19 protein-coding genes are annotated in these 21,227 nt (G+C 45.6%); 12 read left to right on the forward strand and 7 right to left on the reverse strand.

The genetic code is table 11. From position 1 onward, the window contains the following. Positions 1-86 precede the first annotated feature (86 nt). The 6 genes from aroQ (at position 87) to fis (ending at position 4,909) form a co-directional block, all read left to right on the forward strand. Complete coding sequence (aroQ, locus tag AB6E30_RS13845) at positions 87-536, forward strand: type II 3-dehydroquinate dehydratase (protein ID WP_010435475.1); 450 nt, start codon at positions 87-89, stop codon at positions 534-536. A 74-nt stretch (positions 537-610) separates the two neighbouring features. Beyond that, the gene (gene accB / locus AB6E30_RS13850) at positions 611-1,063 is read left to right on the forward strand and encodes an acetyl-CoA carboxylase biotin carboxyl carrier protein (RefSeq protein WP_017062707.1); all 453 of its coding nucleotides are present in this window, start codon (positions 611-613) and stop codon (positions 1,061-1,063) included. Positions 1,064-1,078: 15 nt separating this feature from the next. Further along, entirely contained in the window at positions 1,079-2,422 is a 1,344-nt protein-coding gene (accC, locus tag AB6E30_RS13855; protein WP_017062706.1) for an acetyl-CoA carboxylase biotin carboxylase subunit, read from the forward strand. A gap of 170 nt (positions 2,423-2,592) precedes the next feature. After that, positions 2,593-3,480 carry a 50S ribosomal protein L11 methyltransferase gene (gene prmA, locus AB6E30_RS13860; protein ID WP_017055901.1) on the forward strand — a complete coding sequence of 296 codons (888 nt, stop codon included), beginning with the start codon at positions 2,593-2,595 and terminating at the stop codon, positions 3,478-3,480. 140 nt (positions 3,481-3,620) lie between these two features. Continuing rightward, a complete protein-coding gene (dusB, locus tag AB6E30_RS13865) occupies positions 3,621-4,589 on the forward strand; it encodes a tRNA dihydrouridine synthase DusB (RefSeq protein WP_032546269.1) in 969 nt (322 codons plus the stop codon). A 23-nt stretch (positions 4,590-4,612) separates the two neighbouring features. Further along, entirely contained in the window at positions 4,613-4,909 is a 297-nt protein-coding gene (fis, locus tag AB6E30_RS13870) for a DNA-binding transcriptional regulator Fis (RefSeq protein WP_004729744.1), read from the forward strand. An 88-nt stretch (positions 4,910-4,997) separates the two neighbouring features. Here fis and zntR read toward each other — a convergent pair whose 3' ends face one another. Further along, on the reverse strand, positions 4,998-5,438 hold the full coding sequence (gene zntR / locus AB6E30_RS13875; protein ID WP_017062704.1) for a Zn(2+)-responsive transcriptional regulator: 441 nt from the start codon (positions 5,436-5,438) through the stop codon (positions 4,998-5,000). Between the two features lie 325 nt (positions 5,439-5,763). Here zntR and purH point away from each other — a divergent pair, with 325 nt between their 5' ends. Beyond that, positions 5,764-7,371 carry a bifunctional phosphoribosylaminoimidazolecarboxamide formyltransferase/IMP cyclohydrolase gene (purH, locus tag AB6E30_RS13880; protein WP_372103955.1) on the forward strand — a complete coding sequence of 536 codons (1,608 nt, stop codon included), beginning with the start codon at positions 5,764-5,766 and terminating at the stop codon, positions 7,369-7,371. Between the two features lie 133 nt (positions 7,372-7,504). After that, entirely contained in the window at positions 7,505-8,794 is a 1,290-nt protein-coding gene (gene purD, locus AB6E30_RS13885) for a phosphoribosylamine--glycine ligase (RefSeq protein ID WP_017062702.1), read from the forward strand. 181 nt (positions 8,795-8,975) lie between these two features. Here the strand turns inward: purD and AB6E30_RS13890 are convergent, their stop codons facing one another. Both AB6E30_RS13890 and hupA read right to left on the reverse strand, forming a co-directional pair. Beyond that, complete coding sequence (locus tag AB6E30_RS13890) at positions 8,976-9,674, reverse strand: DUF1481 domain-containing protein (RefSeq protein WP_137001879.1); 699 nt, start codon at positions 9,672-9,674, stop codon at positions 8,976-8,978. A 47-nt stretch (positions 9,675-9,721) separates the two neighbouring features. Then, complete coding sequence (gene hupA / locus AB6E30_RS13895; RefSeq protein ID WP_004729753.1) at positions 9,722-9,994, reverse strand: nucleoid-associated protein HU-alpha; 273 nt, start codon at positions 9,992-9,994, stop codon at positions 9,722-9,724. A gap of 270 nt (positions 9,995-10,264) precedes the next feature. Here hupA and AB6E30_RS13900 point away from each other — a divergent pair, with 270 nt between their 5' ends. Beyond that, positions 10,265-11,407 carry a CNNM domain-containing protein gene (locus AB6E30_RS13900; RefSeq protein ID WP_372103958.1) on the forward strand — a complete coding sequence of 381 codons (1,143 nt, stop codon included), beginning with the start codon at positions 10,265-10,267 and terminating at the stop codon, positions 11,405-11,407. 104 nt (positions 11,408-11,511) lie between these two features. Here AB6E30_RS13900 and AB6E30_RS13905 read toward each other — a convergent pair whose 3' ends face one another. Further along, positions 11,512-12,099: a YjaG family protein gene (locus AB6E30_RS13905; RefSeq protein WP_137001877.1), complete on the reverse strand. Its 588-nt coding sequence runs from the start codon at positions 12,097-12,099 to the stop codon at positions 11,512-11,514. A gap of 71 nt (positions 12,100-12,170) precedes the next feature. On the opposite strand from AB6E30_RS13905, the gene AB6E30_RS13910 reads away from it, so the two are divergent. Both AB6E30_RS13910 and AB6E30_RS13915 read left to right on the forward strand, forming a co-directional pair. Then, a complete protein-coding gene (locus AB6E30_RS13910; protein ID WP_136974345.1) occupies positions 12,171-13,097 on the forward strand; it encodes a D-2-hydroxyacid dehydrogenase in 927 nt (308 codons plus the stop codon). Beyond that, positions 13,097-13,690, forward strand: a complete 594-nt coding sequence (locus AB6E30_RS13915) for a uracil-DNA glycosylase family protein (RefSeq protein WP_372103960.1) — start codon at positions 13,097-13,099, stop codon at positions 13,688-13,690. Before AB6E30_RS13910 ends, AB6E30_RS13915 begins: the two co-directional genes overlap by 1 nt. A 103-nt stretch (positions 13,691-13,793) precedes the next feature. On the opposite strand, the gene hemE is transcribed toward AB6E30_RS13915, so the two are convergent. Beyond that, on the reverse strand, positions 13,794-14,861 hold the full coding sequence (hemE, locus tag AB6E30_RS13920) for a uroporphyrinogen decarboxylase (RefSeq protein ID WP_017060530.1): 1,068 nt from the start codon (positions 14,859-14,861) through the stop codon (positions 13,794-13,796). Between the two features lie 299 nt (positions 14,862-15,160). After that, a complete protein-coding gene (nudC, locus tag AB6E30_RS13925) occupies positions 15,161-15,970 on the reverse strand; it encodes an NAD(+) diphosphatase (RefSeq protein WP_017068864.1) in 810 nt (269 codons plus the stop codon). Between the two features lie 165 nt (positions 15,971-16,135). On the opposite strand from nudC, the gene AB6E30_RS13930 reads away from it, so the two are divergent. Next, on the forward strand, positions 16,136-16,633 hold the full coding sequence (locus tag AB6E30_RS13930; RefSeq protein ID WP_032546263.1) for an Rsd/AlgQ family anti-sigma factor: 498 nt from the start codon (positions 16,136-16,138) through the stop codon (positions 16,631-16,633). A 330-nt stretch (positions 16,634-16,963) separates the two neighbouring features. Here AB6E30_RS13930 and rpoC read toward each other — a convergent pair whose 3' ends face one another. Further along, positions 16,964-21,166: a DNA-directed RNA polymerase subunit beta' gene (gene rpoC, locus AB6E30_RS13935; RefSeq protein ID WP_017060527.1), complete on the reverse strand. Its 4,203-nt coding sequence runs from the start codon at positions 21,164-21,166 to the stop codon at positions 16,964-16,966. Positions 21,167-21,227: the final 61 nt, after the last annotated feature.

Below are 21,227 nucleotides of genomic sequence, written 5' to 3' on the forward strand. Positions count from 1 at the left end.
TTTTTCTCACTGGAAATTAACCGCAAATTTTCAATAAAATGGCAACATTCACGTTCGTAAACACGATAAAGGAAGATAGCCCCACGATGTCTACAAAGTTTCGCATTCTAGTTTTAAATGGCCCAAACCTTAACCTGTTAGGCCTTAGAGAGCCCGCACACTACGGTTCTCAAACACTTGACCAGATTATTAGCTCACTGACCGAGCAAGCGAAAGCACACGATGTTGAGCTATCTCACTTACAGTCAAATCGTGAGTACGAACTGATTGAAGCTATCCATAGTGCTTATCAAAATGTTGATTTTATTATTATCAACCCAGCAGCCTTTACACATACCAGTGTGGCACTGCGTGATGCACTACTTGGCGTTGCCATACCATTTATTGAGGTTCATCTATCGAATGTTCACGCGCGTGAACCATTCCGTCACCACTCTTACCTATCTGATAAAGCAGAAGGTGTGATTTGTGGCTTAGGTGCCCAAGGTTATCAATTTGCTTTGACCGCTGCGCTCAGCAAGCTCAACTCAAAGTAAACATAAACAACGAACTATTACTAACCTACTCAGTCATAGAGTAAGTTCAATTAACAGATAAAGAGAAAGAAACAATGGATATTCGCAAAATCAAAAAGCTAATCGAATTGGTTGAAGAGTCTGGTATTTCTGAGCTAGAAATCTCTGAAGGTGAAGAGTCTGTACGAATCAGTCGTAACAGCACTGCACCTGTAGCACCTGTTCAATATGCAGCTGCTCCAGCACCTGTAGCGGCAGCAGCTCCTGCGGCGGCACCTGTAGCAGCAGAAGCAGCAGCTCCTGCAGTTCCAGCTGGTCACCAAGTTCTTTCTCCAATGGTTGGTACTTTCTACGGCGCTCCAAGCCCAGACGCAAAACCATTCGTTAAAGTTGGTCAATCTGTAACTGCTGGCGAAACGCTATGTATCGTTGAAGCAATGAAAATGATGAACCAAATCGAAGCTGATAAATCTGGTGTTGTAACAGCTATCCTAGTTGAAGACGGTCAACCAGTAGAATTCGACCAAGCTCTAGTAATTATCGAATAATAGAGAGCACTCATTATGTTAGATAAATTAGTAATCGCGAACCGTGGTGAGATTGCACTACGTATTCTGCGTGCATGTAAAGAGCTTGGCATTAAAACGGTAGCGGTTCACTCAACTGCTGACCGTGATCTTAAGCACGTACTGCTTGCAGACGAAACCATTTGTATCGGTCCAGCTCGTGGTATCGATAGCTACCTAAACATCCCTCGTATCATCAGCGCAGCTGAAGTTACAGGTGCAGTAGCTGTTCACCCTGGCTACGGCTTCCTATCTGAAAATGCAGACTTTGCAGAACAGGTAGAGCGCAGTGGCTTTATCTTCGTTGGCCCTAAAGCTGAAACCATTCGCATGATGGGTGACAAAGTGTCAGCTATCACGTCAATGAAGAAAGCTGGCGTACCTTGTGTACCAGGTTCTGACGGCCCTCTTGACGACGACGAAGCAAAAAACAAAGCGCACGCTAAACGCATTGGCTTCCCAGTTATCATCAAGGCATCTGGCGGCGGCGGCGGTCGTGGTATGCGTGTTGTTCGTTCTGAAGCAGAATTAACAGAAGCTATCGCGATGACTCGTGCTGAAGCAAAAGCATGTTTCAACAACGACATGGTTTACATGGAGAAATTCCTAGAAAACCCACGTCACATTGAAGTACAAGTGCTTGCAGATGGCCAAGGTAATGCTATCCACCTAGGTGAGCGTGACTGTTCAATGCAACGTCGTCACCAGAAAGTTGTGGAAGAAGCGCCAGCTCCAGGTATCACTGAAGAGATGCGTAAGTACATTGGCGAACGTTGTACTCGTGCATGTATTGAGATCGGTTACCGCGGTGCAGGTACATTTGAATTCCTATACGAGAACGGTGAATTCTACTTCATCGAAATGAACACTCGTATCCAGGTTGAACACACGATTACTGAAATGGTAACGGGTATCGACCTAGTGAAAGAACAGCTACGTATTGCAGCTGGTCAGCCTCTATCATTCACTCAGGATGACATTAAGCTGCGTGGCCATTCAATCGAATGTCGTATCAATGCTGAAGATCCAGTTCGTTTCCTACCTTCACCAGGTAAGATTGAACGTTTCCACGCACCAGGCGGCATGGGCGTACGTTGGGAATCTCACATCTACACGGGTTACACAGTGCCACCACACTACGATTCAATGATTGGTAAGCTGATCACTTACGGTGAGAACCGTGATGTTGCTATCGCTCGTATGAAGAACGCATTGGGTGAAATGATTGTTGAAGGTATTAACGTTAATACTGAGCTTCAACTGTCTATTATGAACGACGAAAACTTCCAACACGGTGGTGCAAACATCCACTACCTTGAGAAGAAACTTGGTTTGTCATAATCCGTTCGTTTAAGAACAGTCAAAATGCTCACTTCGGTGAGCATTTTTGTTTTTGAACCGCCGAAAAAATCAATCTTTAATCCCCATTATATTCCGTGGGGTTTTGGTGAATTTGCTCATATTTTCTGCTAGACTCGCCATCCAATTTTTCTCATATAGAAGATGCAGCCATGCCTTGGATTCAAATCAAGCTTAATGCTACCAATGAAAATGCCGAACAAATCGGCGACATGTTAATGGAAGAGACTGGTGCTCTTTCTGTAACTTTCCTGGATGCACAAGATACCCCTGTATTTGAGCCTCTGCCAGGCGAAACTCGCCTTTGGGGTGATACTGACATTCTCGCGCTTTACGACGCTGAGACTGATACTGGTGTCGTTCTAGCGCAGATTAAAGCAAGCAACATGTTCCCTGCAGACTTTGCTCATAAAGTAGAGCAAATTGAAGACAAGGATTGGGAGCGTGAATGGATGGACAACTTCCACCCAATGAAGTTTGGTGAGCGTTTATGGATCTGCCCTAGCTGGCGCGATATCCCTGAACCTGACGCTGTTAACGTAATGCTAGACCCTGGCCTTGCATTTGGTACAGGTACTCACCCGACAACGGCATTGTGTCTTGAGTGGCTTGAAGGCTTAGACCTTGCAGGCAAAACCGTGATCGACTTCGGTTGTGGCTCAGGCATCCTAGCGATCGCTGCGATCAAACTAGGCGCAGCAAAAGTTATCGGGATCGACATTGATCCTCAAGCTCTGCTTGCATCAAAAGACAACGCACAACGCAATGGCGTTGCTGAGCAACTAGAGGTGTTCTTGCCACAAGATCAACCGGAAGGTTTGCTAGCAGACGTTGTTGTTGCCAACATTCTTGCGGGTCCATTACGCGACCTTTCTGGCATCATCAAGGGCCTAGTTAAGCCAAATGGTGTACTTGCGATGTCGGGTGTTTTAGATACACAAGCAGAAGATGTTGCCACTTATTATCGTGATGAGCTTCACATTGATCCGATCATCGAACAACAAGAATGGTGTCGAATCTCAGGTCGCAAGCAAGGCTAGACAAGACTTTGGGCGCTAATTGACTGAAATTTAAACAAATTACAAAAACAAATTGTAAATGCTCAAATATTAGTCTTTTCACGCAGAGAAAAAATGCGTAAAATGCGCGCCCTTGCTGGTACAGAACTGTGATGACATTTTTGAAAATCGGAAATTATCAACTTAAGAACAATCTAATCGTCGCTCCTATGGCTGGCGTAACGGATAGACCATTCCGTGAGTTGTGTCTTCGCTACGGTGCGGGGATGGCAGTCAGTGAAATGATGTCCTCCAATCCGAAAGTTTGGAAAACGTCAAAGTCTCAGCAGCGTATGGTACATGAAGGCGAATCGGGCATTCGTTCAGTACAAATCGCTGGTGCAGATCCACAGCTTATGGCCGAGGCTGCTCAATTTAATGTCGATAACGGTGCGCAAATCATCGATATCAACATGGGTTGTCCAGCCAAAAAAGTGAATAAGAAGCTTGCGGGCTCAGCCTTACTGCAGCATCCAGAACTCATTGAAGACATTCTGAAAGCGGTGGTAAATGCTGTCGACGTTCCAGTAACGTTGAAAACGCGCACAGGCTGGGATACAGACAATAGAAACTGTGTCCAAATCGCGAAAATAGCCGAAGACTGCGGCATACAAGCTCTTGCGCTCCATGGAAGAACTCGCGCTTGTATGTACAAAGGTGAGGCAGAATACAAACACATTAAAGCAGCGAAACAAGCAGTATCTATTCCGGTTATCGCTAACGGTGATATCGATAGTCCGGAAAAAGCGAAGTTTGTGCTGGAGTACACCGGCGCTGATGCTTTAATGATAGGTCGACCTGCCCAAGGACGTCCTTGGATTTTTAACGAAATCCTACACTATTTGGAAAACGGCACCACGATGGACCCACTCCCGATTTCGGAAGTGAAAGACATCATGCTTGGTCATGTGCACGCTCTACATGAATTTTATGGAGAGTTTTTAGGCCCTCGCATCGCTCGTAAGCATGTGGGTTGGTATCTAAAAGAACATGAACAAGCGAGTGAGTTTCGCCGTACCTTCAACGCATTCGAAGCAGGTGATCTGCAGCTTGAAGCGCTAGAAGGTTTTTTTGATAACGTTGCACCATAATTACGAGAAGAGCTAGACCGAATATGTTCGAACAAAATCTGACTTCAGAAGCATTGACAGTAACTACAGTTACATCACAAGACCAAATCACGCAGAAGCCACTACGTGACTCAGTTAAAGCATCATTGAAAAATTACCTTGCTCAATTAAACGGTCAAGAAGTCAGCGAGTTATACGAATTAGTATTAGCTGAAGTTGAACAGCCACTACTAGACACTATCATGCAGTACACTCGCGGTAACCAAACTCGCGCAGCAACCATGATGGGTATTAACCGCGGTACTCTTCGCAAGAAACTTAAAAAATACGGCATGAACTAATCGTTCTTTCGTAATTTATTGAATTGAAAGCCAAGCTCATTGTTGAGTTTGGCTTTTTTTTGGCTTGTCGATCCGTGATAGTCGCTGATTACTCTCCAGTGCGACAGCAGCGACCTTTGTCGACGTTTGCTGAGTCCAAGGCTGCTAGAATCGAACAATGGCTTGCATCATCGTCTACGTGACCACAACACGCATCATTAATCTTTTTAAGTGCGGTGCGAATCTTAGTTAACTCGGTAATCTTCTCATCAATCATCTCTAGCTTTGCTGAGGTAATCGACTTCACTTCAGCGCAACTGTGCTGTGTGGCCTCGAGGCGAATCTCAAGCAATTCTTTAATCTCGTCCAAACTCAGTCCCAACGCTTTAGATTTGAGAATAAACGTCACCTGTTTCTGGTTATTTTCATCATATAGGCGATAACCCGAGTCACTGCGACTGGCTGGCGCGATCAGGTTATTCTTCTCATAAAATCGCAAGGTATCGGCTGTCACACCGCATCGCTTCGCTAATTCACCGATCTGAAACATGTTTTTTCCTACTGTTTCGTCCATTCCACAATTAACCTTATCGTTACTTTTCAGGCTGAAATGGCACTTTTCATAATTAATTTTGAGATGCCAAACGATTGCGCGAGCTTTTTTGTAATAAATTAGTTAGAATCTGCGCCATCAAATTTGGAGTTGGTTATCTTATAGCTTAATCATAAGACTAACCCAAAAGGTCTTTACCAAAACTGGCCAATATTTTATCTCTTACTGGTATCTAAGATAATCCACGCTAAGAAGATAGAAACAAGTTCTTTTTTGGCAAATATCTTTATTTTAACCCCATGAATTTGAGGAAGATGGAAGCATGAATAACGCTCGTCCAATTCGCCGCGCTCTAATCAGCGTATCAGACAAAACTGGTATCGTTGAATTTGCACAAGCTCTTGCTAACCGTGGTGTAGATATCCTATCTACCGGTGGCACTGCTCGCCTGCTTGCTGAAAAAGGCATCTCTGTTACAGAAGTATCTGACTACACTGGTTTCCCAGAAATGATGGATGGCCGTGTTAAGACTCTGCACCCAAAAGTTCATGGTGGTGTTCTAGGCCGTCGTGGCCAAGATGATGACGTGATGGAAACTCACGGTATCAACCCTATCGATATGGTTGTTGTAAACCTATACCCATTCGCAGAAACCGTTGCTAAAGAAGGTTGTACCCTTGCTGATGCTGTTGAGAACATCGACATCGGCGGCCCTACAATGGTTCGCTCTGCAGCGAAAAACCACAAAGACGTAACGATCGTTGTTAACGCACACGACTACGAGCGCGTTGTCGCTGAAATGGACACGAACGATAAATCTCTAACACTAGAGACTCGCTTCGACCTCGCTATCGCGGCATTCGAGCACACCGCTTCTTACGACGGCATGATCGCAAACTACTTCGGCACTATGGTTCCATCTTACGGTGAGAACAAAGAAGGTGACGAACCTTCTCCTGAAAACAAGAGCAAATTCCCTCGCACGTTCAACCAACAGTTCGAGAAAAAGCAAGACATGCGCTACGGTGAGAACAGCCACCAGGCAGCCGCATTCTACGTTGAAGCAAACCCTGAAGAAGCATCAGTTTCTACAGCTCGCCAGATTCAAGGTAAAGCCCTTTCTTACAACAACATCGCTGACACCGACGCAGCACTTGAGTGTGTGAAAGAGTTCGACCAGCCAGCATGTGTGATCGTTAAGCACGCTAACCCATGTGGTGTTGCACTAGGTGAAAACATCCTAGAAGCTTACGACCGTGCATTCAAAACAGACCCAACTTCTGCATTTGGCGGCATCATCGCTTTCAACCGTGAGCTAGACGCTGCAACAGCAACGGCTATCACTGAGCGTCAATTCGTTGAAGTTATCATTGCACCATCAGTTTCTGCTGAAGCAGTAGCAATCGTAGCGGCTAAGAAAAACCTTCGCCTACTTGAGTGTGGTGAGTGGACAACGAAGACAACTGGCTTTGACGTTAAACGCGTTAACGGTGGTTTGCTAGTTCAAGACCGCGACCAAGGCATGGTGTCTGAAGATGACCTTAAAGTGGTTTCTAAGCGCCAACCTACAGCTGAAGAATTGAAAGATGCTCTATTCTGCTGGAAAGTAGCGAAATACGTTAAATCTAACGCTATCGTTTACTCGAAAGGCGACATGACAATTGGTGTTGGCGCTGGCCAAATGAGCCGCGTTTACTCTGCGAAAATCGCAGGCATCAAAGCTGCAGACGAAGGTCTACAGGTTGAAGGCTGTGTGATGGCATCAGATGCATTCTTCCCATTCCGTGACGGTATCGACGCGGCTGCAGAGGCTGGCATCAAGTGTGTTATCCAACCGGGCGGCTCTATGCGTGATGACGAAGTTATCGCAGCAGCAGACGAACACGGCATGGCGATGATCTTTACGGGCATGCGTCACTTCCGCCACTAGAAAGAAAAGATACGAGAGCGCTTCGCTACGGGAAACGAGAACGCTGCGCTCCGAGATGAGCAACACTATCATTTAGTGTTGCTCAGACATTTTTTAGTTCTACTACTATCAATTTTGATTGAAGGTTTAAAACATGAATGTATTGATTATTGGTGCTGGCGGTCGTGAGCATGCACTAGGTTGGAAAGCAGCACAAAACCCAAACGTTGAAACAGTATTCATCGCTCCAGGTAACGCAGGTACTGCACTTGAGCCAAAACTAGAGAACGTAAACATCGGCGTTGAAGACATCGCTGGTTTAGTCGCGTTTGCTCAAGATAAAAAAATCGAACTGACTATCGTGGGCCCTGAAGCACCATTGGTTATCGGTGTGGTTGATGCATTCCGCGAAGTAGGTTTGCCAATCTTCGGCCCTACTCAAGCTGCAGCACAGCTTGAAGGCTCTAAAGCATTCACTAAAGACTTCCTAGCTCGTCATGATATCCCAACAGGTTACTACTCAAACTTCACTGAGATTGAGCCAGCTATCGCTTACGTTCGCGAGCAAGGCGCTCCTATCGTAGTGAAAGCTGACGGTCTTGCGGCAGGTAAAGGCGTTATCGTTGCGATGACCCTTGAAGAAGCAGAAGACGCAATCAAAGACATGCTAGCGGGCAACGCCTTTGGCGAAGCAGGCAGCCGCGTTGTTATCGAAGAGTTCCTCGAAGGCGAAGAAGCAAGCTTCATCGTAATGGTTGACGGCTCTAGCGTGCTTCCTATGGCCACCAGCCAAGATCACAAACGTGTTGGCGACAAAGACACTGGGCCGAACACGGGCGGCATGGGTGCTTACTCTCCTGCGCCGGTTGTAACTCCAGAAATCCACAACCGTATCCTTGAGGAAGTTATCTACCCAACGGTACGTGGTATGGACGCAGAAGGCGCACCTTACACAGGTTTCCTTTACGCTGGCCTAATGATCGATGCTGACGGCACACCTAAAGTTATCGAATACAACTGCCGCTTTGGCGACCCTGAAACGCAACCTATCATGATGCGTATGGAGTCAGACCTTGTTGAACTTTGCCTAATGGCTATCGACGAGAAGCTCGACGAAGCAGAATCGAAGTGGGATCCACGCGCTTCTATCGGTGTTGTTCTTGCGGCTGGCGGTTACCCTGCTGACTACGCAAAAGGTGACGTTATTTCACTACCAACAAGCGAAGTTGAAGGCCAAAAGGTTTTCCACGCGGGTACGACAAATAATGAAGCTGGCGACGTTGTGACAAACGGCGGTCGTGTACTTTGTGCAACAGCACTGGGCAATACGGTTTCTGAGGCTCAAGAGCGCGCTTACGCGTTGACGAAGCAAGTTAGCTGGAATGGTATGTTCCACCGCAATGATATTGGTTACCGTGCGATTGCGCGCGAGCAAGAGCAGTAATCAATCTGGTTACTCGCTTACTTTTCATAATAGTAAGCAAATGACAGTAAGCGAATAACAACAAAAGGCGCCTCAATAGGCGCCTTTTTATTACTCAATCTTTCTAGGAATCCGCGTCTGTACAGACAAATCAGCACTTGGCCTACAGTAGGCCAAATACTCTCAATCCTTTGATTACTCGCTATTCTTTCAACAATGATGGCCTAACGACACAATCATGGCTGTCTTCAGCTAGCATCAGTAACTCTTCCACGCTCATCTTACCGAGTAAGTCACTGCCAAGAAACGCCGCATAGCTTTCCACAGACGCCAATCGGTCAATCACGAAGCCTGGCAAGGTCTGGTTAAATTCAATGCGATCAAACTCACCACCAGCGCACGTTTTAAAAGAGCTGCCATTCCAGTAACCCTGAATCAGCCTAAGCCCTTCATCATGCTGCTTCGTTGTGGTCTCTAGAACCGACGTCGCTTCTTTCTGATAGTTTTCAAGCTGCTTGGCTTGGATAGGTAAGATTTTGCTATCAATACGATACTGTTGATACACAGCTTCGCCTGACTTATTGAAACGCACATGGACTCGATAGGGAACCAGCTCATTAGAAGAGTTACGCTGCTCGCCTTCACGAATGAATTCACGAAGCACGCCTTCTGACCAAGCATAATCAGTTTGGTACCAGCCGTAATCGCCGACAGTGACGTAGTCAGCTGAAGTATGAGGTTGTGTTAGCTTGTTTGTAACCCAGTAGAAACTCGTCGCGTCGCCCATGACTTGGCCGCCAGTGTGAGTTTCAAATTGCTCTAGGTTTTTGCGAGGGCTTGTTGAAGAACAGCCAATAAGAAATGTAGATAATAGTGAAACGAGAAGAAATGCTTTTTTCATAAAAACCTGTACCGAGGTGGAATACGACTACCTCGGTACAGTTTAGATTATTTCACTGAATCTTTCAGCGCTTTACCTGCAACAAATGCTGGAACATTTGCAGCAGCGATTTGGATCTCATCACCAGTTTTTGGGTTACGACCAGTGCGAGCTGCACGGTGGTTTACTTTAAAAGTACCAAAACCAATTAGCTGAACTTGATCGCCATCTTTAAGAGCATCTGTAACACCGCCAAGAGTCGCTTCTAGAGCAGCTTTAGCTTGTGCTTTAGAAAGGTCCGCTTTTTCAGCAATAAAGTCGATTAATTGAGTCTTGTTCATTTTAGGTTTCCCTTCTTTGTATTTTTGAATTCAATTCACTCTAAAACATAAATGCCCCATCTGGCAAAGGTTTGTCGTCGATCTTTAGCTCTAATGCCGTAGTTTTAGCCATAATATGAGTAATAACTCACAATTTGTTACTGATTTTATTAAGCAAGCCCTTGTTTAAAAGGGGCTGAGAGCAAAATTAATGATGACCTAGCCACTACTTTTTCACTATAATCCACGCTGAATCGCTGCTAAAGCGTACAATTTAATTTAAGGGCAAACATGCTGCTGCTATCTATTTACGTCTCCATTGCTATTGGAGTTTCTTTCATTTGTTCTGTTTTGGAAGCTGTACTTTTGAGTATTAGTCCGAGCTACATTGCTCAACTAAAACAAAATGGGCACCCTGCAGCAGAGTCTTTAGACAAACTGAAAACAGATATTGACCGCCCGCTTGCGTCAATTTTAACGCTCAACACCATCGCCCATACTATCGGTGCTGCGACAGCAGGTGCACAAGCGGCTGTCGTTTTTGGTAGCCAATGGTTAGGTGTCTTCTCTGCCGTGCTAACGCTAGGTATCTTGGTATTATCTGAGATTGTTCCAAAGACCATTGGTGCAACCTACTGGCGTCAACTTGCTCCTGCTTCGGCAAGCGTGCTTCGTTGGATGGTGTTCTTCCTAACACCGTTTGTATGGTTCTCAGAACAGATCACCAAACGTCTTGCTCGTGGCCACCAAGCACCAAAAATGCGTGATGAGTTATCTGCAATGGCGATTTTGGCAAAAGAGAGCGGTGAATTTGCAGAAGGCGAGTCAAAAATCCTGAGCAACCTACTGGGTATTCAAGATGTACCCGTGACTCAGGTAATGACGCCGCGCCCAGTGGTATTCCGTGTTGATGCGGAAATGAGTGTGAATACGTTCCTAGAACAACATAAAGACACGCCATTCTCACGTCCGCTGGTTTACAGCGAGCAGAGTGACAACATCATCGGTTTTGTTCACCGCTTAGAGCTGTTTAGATTGCAGCAAGCCGGTTGTGGTGAGAAAGCTTTGGGTGAAGTAATGCGCCCTATCCACGTGTTGCTGAACAACATGGGCTTGGCTAAGGCCTTTGACCAGATGATGGCAAACCGCCTGCAACTGTCTTTAGTTGTGGACGAATACGGCACTATTCAGGGCATCATCACCCTAGAAGACATCTTTGAGCACCTAGTGGGCGAAGAGATTGTCGACGAAGCGGATAAGACGACTGACATGCAAGAACTGGCGTTCCAACGCTGGGAGAAGTGGAAAGAGACACACGGTGTTATCGAAAACCGCGATGACGAGGACGAGGACGAGGAAGAAACTCCAGCAGACAACGACTCTTCAGATGCAAAATCAACGAATGACGACGACGCATCAAAAGACAAAGTGTAGAACGAAGACAAAAAAGACGCTTAATCTAAATTTGATACCGTCAGATACAACAAAGGCTCCCTAGGGAGCCTTTGTTTTTATTCGTACCTTGGTGCAATTGCGAATTATAGCGCAACACCAATGTTACTGACTGGGTCTTCACGCAGTTCGTGGCGTAGGTCTTTGATCAACTCTAAGTCACGCTCAGTCGTTTCACGTAAAGGTCGGAAAATGGCCCACTGAACGTCCCACTCTTCACATACCGCTTCGTTTTCTTTCTGGTTTTCGTTCGTCACTTCTTCAGCGCCTTGAGCAAACTCAAGCTCAGCAACCGTCTTCACCGATTGTTGACTCACTTTAATTACCGCTTCCAACATATGTTCACGGTCAAGCAGACCATGAATTAGCGTTGCTAGGCCTTGGCATGCGTCCATTGCTGGGTAAACACCATAAAAATCAAAATCATCACCGCTAGGGAATAGCTCTTCAACCTTCTCAAGTTGACGCTCAAAGTTCACCTTTGCTGTTTTAACCGTCAGGGTTTCCCAAATGCTATCCAAAACATCACGATAGATTCGAGCTTCCGCAAATTCTGTATTCTCACAAAACATGGCATAGTTAGGGTACATACGCTCACATAGACACGCCATAAAGGTAATTTGTTGCCAAGGTTCTAACTTTTCAAGACGAACCTGCAGTGGATTCTGAAGCATAGTCACTCAATAATTGCAGAAAAAGACAGCGAAAGTGTACTTGATAAACCCTGGGGGGAAAAGGTAAGCCGATGAACAATTTTACGAATAAGCTCTATATTCTTACTGAGCATGACGATACCTATACGCAACTGATTCTAAACCAGGATTTACCCGACCTAGAAATCACTCAAAACCCCGAATCAGCACAGATTGTCTTGGCGTCACCACCTCTAATCGCAGAACGCCTCAGCGAGTTTAAAGAGCTAGACTGGGTACAGAGTACCTATGCTGGAATCAATAAACTCACTCAGCCAGATCTGCGTCAGGACTATACGCTAACCAACGTCAAAGGCATCTTTGGCCCGGCTATCGCAGAATACGTATTGGGTTACACAATCAGTCACTGTAGACACTTCCCTCATTACCACCAGCATCAACAACAACGAAACTGGCAGCCACAGCTTTATACTAGCCTAACTGACAAAACTATGGTGATTTTAGGAACAGGTTCAATCGGCAGTCATTTGGCAAAAACCGCGGCAGCTTTTGGTATTCATACCATAGGTGTCAACCGTACGGGTATCCCATCCAAACAAGAAACCTTTAAAGAGACTTTCCACATCAATGAGATAGAGGCTGCCCTTAAGCAGGCCGATATTGTGGTCAACACCTTGCCATCAACCGCTGAAACCTATCAGCTGTTGAACCAAACCACGTTAGGTTACTGCTCTAATGTGTTGCTGTTTAATGTCGGTCGAGGGGAAAGTATCGACAATAAAGCCTTGTTGCTCGCCATAAAAAACAGATGGGTAGAACACGCATTTTTAGATGTGTTTGAAAGTGAACCCCTCTCTCAGGAACATCCTTTCTGGAAACTACCGCAAGTCACCATCACTCCACACATCGCTGCACTCAGTGAGCCAAGACAAGTAGTCGAGATCTTCGCAGAGAATTACAAACAGTGGCGAGATGGCTTTACACTTAATCATGTCATCGATTTTGATAAAGGTTACTGATGTCCTCTTCGTTACTTAAAGAGATTCGACAATGCCGAGCTTGTGAGCCTCACCTATCACACGGTGCCAACCCGGTGATTCAAGCGCATCCAAACGCGCGCTTGCTGATAATAGGTCAAGCGCCGGGTATCAAGGTGCATGAGTCGTCCATCCCTTGGAATGACGCCAGTGGCGAACGATTAAGAGGATGGTTAGGGATAGATAGCGATACTTTTTACGACGAGCAAAAAGTCGCGATTGTGCCTATGGGGTTTTGTTATCCGGGGAAAGGGAAAAGTGGTGATCTCCCACCACGCAAAGAGTGCGCGGAGCTTTGGCACAACAAAGTGCTGCAATCTCTACCCAATGTTCAAATGACACTGCTGATTGGCCAGTACGCACAAAACCATTACCTAACAAACAAAACCACCAGCACATTGACCGAAACCGTGCGTGATTGGCAAAGGTGGGCGCCTGAGTTTTTGCCATTACCCCACCCTTCGCCACGCAATAATATCTGGCTCAAGAAGAACCCTTGGTTTGAAAATGAAGTCATTCCTTATATCAGGAAACACATCTCAGAGCATTTGGCCTACCATGATCCAAATGCCTGATTAACTGCACACAATAAGATTAAACCGCCATCAAATGCCAATTTCAGACAATAAAAAAGCGCTGTTGGTTTCCCAACAGCGCTTTCAATAATCTTACTCAGAATTACTTGTGGTAAGGCTTAGACAATTCGTGAACAGCGTCAACGAATACACCAGCATTCTCTGGCGGTACATCTAAGTGGATACCGTGGCCTAGGTTAAATACATGACCTGTACCACCGTCACCGAAGCCTTCAAGGATGCTGCCCACTTCTTCGCGAATACGTTCAGGTTGAGCGTAAAGCATTGAAGGATCCATGTTACCTTGCAGAGCAACTTTGTCGCCGATGCGAGCTTTTGCATCTGCGATGTTGATTGTCCAGTCTAGACCAACCGCATCACAACCTGTTGCTGCGATAGACTCAAGCCACATGCCACCGTTCTTAGTGAACAGAGTAACCGGTACACGGCGACCTTCGTTTTCACGGATTAGGCCATCAACGATTTTGTGCATGTATTGCAGTGAGAATAGGTTGTAGTCACGAGGAGTCAGTACACCACCCCATGTATCAAATACCATTACCGATTGAGCACCCGCTTTAATTTGCGCGTTCAAGTATTCGATAACACTGTCAGCCAGCTTGTCTAGAAGCAGGTGCAGCGTTTGTGGTTCTGCGTACATCATCTTCTTGATCTTAGTGAATGCTTTAGAGCTTCCACCTTCAACCATGTATGTCGCTAGAGTCCATGGGCTACCAGAGAAACCAATCAGTGGCACTTCGCCTTTCAGGTCTTTACGGATCTGACGAACGGCATTCATTACGTATTGAAGCTCACCTTCTGGATCTGGTAGGCCAATCTTCTCTACGTCAGCTTTACACGTGATAGGACGCTCAAATTTAGGGCCTTCACCTGTTTCAAAGTACAAACCTAAGCCCATTGCATCAGGGATAGTTAGGATGTCTGAGAACAAGATTGCCGCATCAAGCGGGAAACGACGTAAAGGTTGAAGTGTTACTTCGGATGCCAGTTCCGCGTTTTTGCACAAAGACATGAAATCGCCCGCTTCAGCGCGCGTTGCTTTGTACTCAGGAAGATAGCGGCCAGCTTGGCGCATCATCCATACCGGTGTGTAATCAACAGGCTGTTTTAAAAGTGCGCGTAAATAGCGATCGTTTTTTAATTCGGTCATTCCGTTAAATTCCAATTCAATCTTGTCTAGTTTTGATGGCAAGTATTCTAACACTGATTGAAGGGTAAAAGCTGTGTGCTTTGCAACCTAGATCAAGTTATTAACTTTTAAATCAATGCTTAATTTGCACCCAATTACGGGAGCATGTTAAAAATTTGTTCGCTAGCGAAAATTACAATTATAATATCTGAGTAGTCACTACTCAGCATCTCATAACGACATCTTACTTACCCCCTCCACTTGTGGAGGGTTTTTTTTAGCTTTTGACCACCCATAGGCCAAATACTATTACAGGCAAATTAGTGCTCTAGCATCTGCTCCGTCACACCATCTTTCATCACGTCATCAACGGTTTTCTCAATCAACTGTCTCGCAATGGTTCCAACAGGAGCAACATCAGGTAGGCTTGTTACGTCAAACCATTGAGCATCCGATAGCTCGCTGTAATCAGGCTTAAGCGTACCACCAGCATAATCTGCGAGAAAGCCCATCATCATACTTGATGGAAACGCCCATGGCTGGCTGCCAAAATAACGAATATTATCGACATCGATACCCGTTTCTTCTTTGACTTCTCTTGCCACACACTGCTCTAAGGTTTCTCCGACCTCTAGGAAGCCCGCTATCACGGTATACATGCCTGTTTTATGTCTTGGGTGCTGTGCAAGCAATATCTTGTTGTCGTTTCGTACAGCGACAATGATGCACGGGAAGATACGGGGGTAGTGAAGCGTGCGGCAATCTCCACACTGCATCGCCACCTGGTTATGATTGAGATGATTTCGACCACCACACTGAGGGCAAAAACGCATACTTTGAGTCATATGCCCATATTGGATGGCTTTGCTTGCAGTCAAGAAACTCTCTTCGGGCCAGTGTAGTAACTCTCTTAGGCTGACCATGCTCAGCTCATTCTCCACATCACAATCGTTGAGCCAATACACCTTGCGACCTTGATGCTGACCAATACAGATTGCATGCTCCACACTCAGCCCTAGCTCTTCAGCAGAGCCAAACGGAAACTGATCATTATTAACCCAAATATCACTACCAGAAACGACGCACCAATAAGCTTGCTCTGTCATTTTGTTATCACTTTTTTTTAACATCCCTATGCCTCATTGCTTGCAGTTCGTTCATTTTACTGGCAATCTAATTTCATACTAGAGTTGTAGCAGAGAATATTTCAAGCTATTACTTTTAGTAGCTACCAATAAAACGGACCCTGCTTAGGCAATTACTTGATCACAAGGTTGTGATCAGATCATGAGGACATGGTCATGCTAAATAAATTCAAACAAATACAAGAACAATGGGGTGGCTCTAATGAGGTCATCGATCATTGGCTCGAAACTCGACAGTCTCTAATCGTTGAGTATTGTAAGCTAGGTGCCTTGCAGCCAGCTAGCAACGGGCAATCAAACGTTGTTGAACTCCCTTCCCCTAAAGAAATAAGCTCATTCTGTGATCATGTTGTCGATTATATCTCAGAGGGTCATTTTAAGATCTACGATATGGTCATGAAAAAATGGCAAGCAACAGGCTTTAAAACCAATGACGAGATTGATACAACTTACGCGAAGATCGTACTTACAACCGAGCCGCTTCTAGAATTCAATGATAAGTACGTTAAAGTAAATGCAGACGATGAGTTGCCTAACTTCGAAGGAGATATGTCCAAAGTAGGTGAACTACTCGAACTACGTTTTGAAGTAGAAGATAATCTTATCCAGCTTATTGCAGACAGTTTAGCGATTCCACCAGGCGCTTAGTTAGCCGAATCCTTAATAAGCTTGCCTCTGTGCAAGCTTTTTGTTTTGTCTGTAAGGTTATCCAAACTACCCAGAACCTTTCAGACAGAGCTTACTCGCTCGCCCTGACCTTTAGCCATAAGCATATGGTTACAGCCCTAATCAGCCTAGTCATCTCTACCCTTTATCTTACTGGCCTCAAAGAGCACTCTTCAGGACATAAATCCAACCTCACCAGCTAGATAAGCACACCTATCACTTTATAAGTCATAGCTAAATACCAATACGCCAGATACAAAAAAGGCACCCGAAGGTGCCTTTTTCTTATCTCTTAGAGACTACTCGTAGAGCTTACTCTTCTGAAGAGAAACCAGCGTTTAGAAGTGCTGCTAGATTGTCAGTAGCTTGTTCAGCTGAAGGACCTTCTTGCTCTTCTTCACGTTGTTTTTGACGCTCTTGGTGGTATGCGAAACCAGTACCAGCTGGGATCAGACGACCAACAATTACGTTCTCTTTCAGACCGCGAAGGTCATCACGCTTACCAGAAACCGCAGCTTCTGTTAGTACGCGAGTCGTTTCTTGGAACGATGCAGCTGAGATGAATGACTCAGTTGCAAGAGATGCTTTAGTAATACCTAGTAGATCACGTTCGAAACGTACTAGTTCTTTACCTTCAGCTTCTAGCTTACGGTTAGCAATCTTAACATTGTGGTACTCAACTTGTTCGCCAGGTAGGAACGGAGAGTCACCAGAATGAGTGATTGTACACTTACGTAGCATTTGACGAACGATAGTCTCGATGTGCTTATCGTTAATCTTTACGCCTTGTAAGCGGTAAACTTCTTGAACTTCGTTCGCGATGTACTGAGTTACTGCGTGGATACCACGTAGACGCAGGATATCGTGTGGAGTTTCAGGACCGTCGGCGATTACATCACCACGTTCAATCTTCTCACCTTCGAACACGTTCAATTGACGATGCTTAGGAATCATCTCTTCGTAAGCGTCACCGCCTTCACGAGTGATTACTAGACGACGCTTACCTTTCGTTTCTTTACCGAAAGACACAGTACCTGTGTGCTCAGCAAGGATCGCAGGCTCTTTAGGCTTACGAGCTTCGAATAGGTCAGCTACGCGTGGTAGACCACCGGTGATATCTTTGTTTCCGCTCGATTTTTGAGGGATACGAGATAGTGTGTCACCGATGCCAACTTCAGCGCCATCTTCGATGTTTACAATCGCTTTGCCAGGTAGGAAGTAGTGAGCTGGCATATCAGTACCAGGGATCATTACGTCGTTACCTTGCTCATCAACAAGTTTGATAGCTGGACGCATATCTTTACCTGCTGCTGGGCGAGCTGCTGCGTCTGTAACTTCACTTGAAGAAAGACCCGTTAGATCGTCAGTTTGACGAGAAACTGTAATACCATCGATCATATCTACGAATTGGATACGACCTGCCACTTCAGTGATGATTGGCATGGTATGCGCTTCCCAGTTAGCTACAACTTCACCAGCAGTAACTGCTGCGTTGTCGCCTTTGGTTAGCATCGAACCGTAAGGAAGTTTGTGCTTCTCTTTAGTACGGCCGAATTCATCAATAATCGTCATCTCAGATGCACGAGAAGTGATAACCAGTTTCTTATCTTTGTTAACTACGAACTTAGCATTGTGAAGTTTCACAGTACCAGTTGTCTTAGCTTGGATGCTGTTCTCTGCTGCTGCAGTAGATGCCGCACCACCGATGTGGAACGTACGCATCGTTAGCTGTGTACCCGGTTCACCGATAGATTGTGCAGCGATAACACCAACTGCTTCACCTTGGTTCACTAGGTGACCACGTGCTAGGTCACGACCGTAACACTGTGCACAACAACCGAAGTCTGCATCACAGGTAACAACAGAGCGCACTTTCATGCTATCTACTGAGTTGTCTTCCATGATTTGACACCACTTCTCATCAATCAGAGTATTACGTGGAATCAGTACATCTTCAGTACCAGGCTTAAGAACGTCTTCAGCTACTACACGACCTAGAGCAAGCTCAGAAAGTGCAACTTTAACGTCACCACCTTCGATGTGAGGCATCATGTCGATACCTTCATGCGTGCCACAGTCATGTTCGTGTACTACAACGTCTTGAGCAACGTCTACTAGACGACGAGTTAGGTAACCCGAGTTTGCTGTTTTCAGTGCTGTATCCGCAAGACCCTTACGAGCACCGTGCGTTGAGATAAAGTACTGAAGGACGTTTAGACCTTCTTTAAAGTTCGCTGTGATCGGCGTTTCGATGATTGAACCATCTGGACGCGCCATCAGACCACGCATACCTGCTAGCTGACGAATCTGAGCTGCAGAACCACGTGCGCCCGAGTCGGCCATCATGTAGATGCTGTTGAACGATTCTTGCTGTTCTTCTTCGCCGTCACGGTTGATAACTGTTTCAGAAGATAGGTTATCCATCATTGCTTTCGCAACGCGGTCATTCGTAGATGCCCAGATATCGATAACTTTGTTGTAACGCTCACCCGCAGTAACAAGACCAGATTGGAATTGCTCTTGGATTTCGCGAACTTCTTCTTCAGCAGATTCAATTTCATCGTATTTCGCTTGAGGTACAACCATATCGTCGATACCTACAGAAACACCAGAAAGTGCAGCGTATGCAAAACCTGCGTACATGATTTGGTCAGCAAATACTACTGTATCTTTTAGACCAAGCTTACGGTAACACTCGTTAAGAAGAGTAGAGATCTGCTTCTTACCTAACTTTTGGTTAACGATGCTGTACGGTAGGCCAGCTGGAACGATTTGCCATAGCATTGCACGGCCGACAGTTGTATCAACCATCTTCGTTTCAGTAGTGCTGTTACCATCTTCGTCTACTACAGTTTCGGTGATACGTACTTTAACGCGAGCGTGTAGCTCAGCAGTCTTAGTACGGTATGCCTTTTCAGCCTCAGCAGGGCCAGCAAGGTACATACCTTCGCCTTTCACGTTGATCTTGTCACGTGTCATGTAGTAAAGACCCAATACAACGTCCTGAGAAGGTACGATGATCGGATCACCTGACGCTGGCGACAGAATGTTATTCGTCGACATCATCAGTGTACGTGCTTCAAGCTGTGCTTCTAGAGTTAGAGGCACGTGTACCGCCATTTGGTCACCATCGAAGTCGGCGTTGTATGCCGCACACACTAGTGGGTGAAGCTGAATCGCTTTACCTTCGATTAGTACTGGTTCAAACGCTTGGATACCTAGACGGTGAAGTGTAGGTGCACGGTTAAGCAGTACTGGGTGTTCGCGGATTACTTCGTCCAGGATATCCCAAACGATAGCTTCTTCGCGCTCTACCATCTTCTTAGCAGCTTTGATTGTCGTAGCCATGCCACGAGTTTCTAGCTTGCTGTAGATGAACGGCTTAAATAGCTCAAGTGCCATCTTCTTAGGAAGACCACACTGATGTAGACGAAGGTATGGACCTACTGTGATTACAGAACGGCCAGAGTAGTCTACACGTTTACCTAGAAGGTTCTGACGGAAACGACCTTGTTTACCCTTGATCATATCAGCAAGAGATTTCAGAGGACGCTTGTTAGAACCAGTGATAGCACGACCACGACGACCGTTATCTAGAAGTGCATCAACAGACTCTTGCAGCATACGCTTTTCGTTACGTACGATGATGTCCGGAGCAGCTAGCTCTAGAAGGCGCTTCAAACGGTTGTTACGGTTGATCACACGACGGTAAAGGTCGTTCAGATCTGAAGTCGCAAAACGACCGCCATCTAGTGGTACTAGAGGACGTAGATCTGGCGGCAGAACCGGAAGTACAGTCAGAATCATCCATTGCGGATCGTTACCCGATGCAATGAACGCTTCAACTAGCTTCAGGCGCTTAGTAACTTTTTTACGCTTAGTTTCTGAGTTAGTCGTTTCTAACTCTTCGCGCATTTCTTCCACTTCTTGATGAAGGTCCATTGTTGCAAGCAGATCTTTGATCGCTTCAGCACCCATCTTAGCAGTGAATTCGTCACCCCACTCTTCTAGACGATCCAGATACTCTTCTTCAGTAAGCATCTGAGATTTTTCTAGATCAGTCATACCTGGTTCAGTTACTACGTACATCTCGAAGTAAAGAACACGTTCGATATCACGTAGAGGGATATCCATTAGTAGACCGATACGAGACGGCAGTGATTTTAGGAACCAGATGTGAGCAACTGGTGAAGCTAGCTCGATGTGGCCCATGCGGTCACGACGAACTTTAGTTTGTGTAACTTCAACGCCACACTTCTCACAGATAACACCACGGTGCTTCAGGCGCTTGTATTTGCCACAAAGACATTCGTAGTCTTTAACTGGACCAAAAATACGTGCACAGAACAGACCATCACGTTCAGGTTTGAACGTACGATAGTTAATTGTTTCCGGCTTTTTAACTTCACCAAAAGACCATGAACGGATCATGTCTGGTGAAGATAGACCGATTTTGATTGCATCAAATTCTTCGGTCTTATGCTGTGCTTTTAGAAAGTTTAATAAGTCTTTCACATTCAGCTCCTGTAAGGAGTTAAAGGAGCTCACTGCTGTAGCAAGCTCCCTTTTACCAAAT

It is taken from the genome of Vibrio sp. 10N.247.311.12 (assembly GCF_041467515.1).
Lineage (GTDB): Bacteria > Pseudomonadota > Gammaproteobacteria > Enterobacterales > Vibrionaceae > Vibrio > Vibrio crassostreae_C.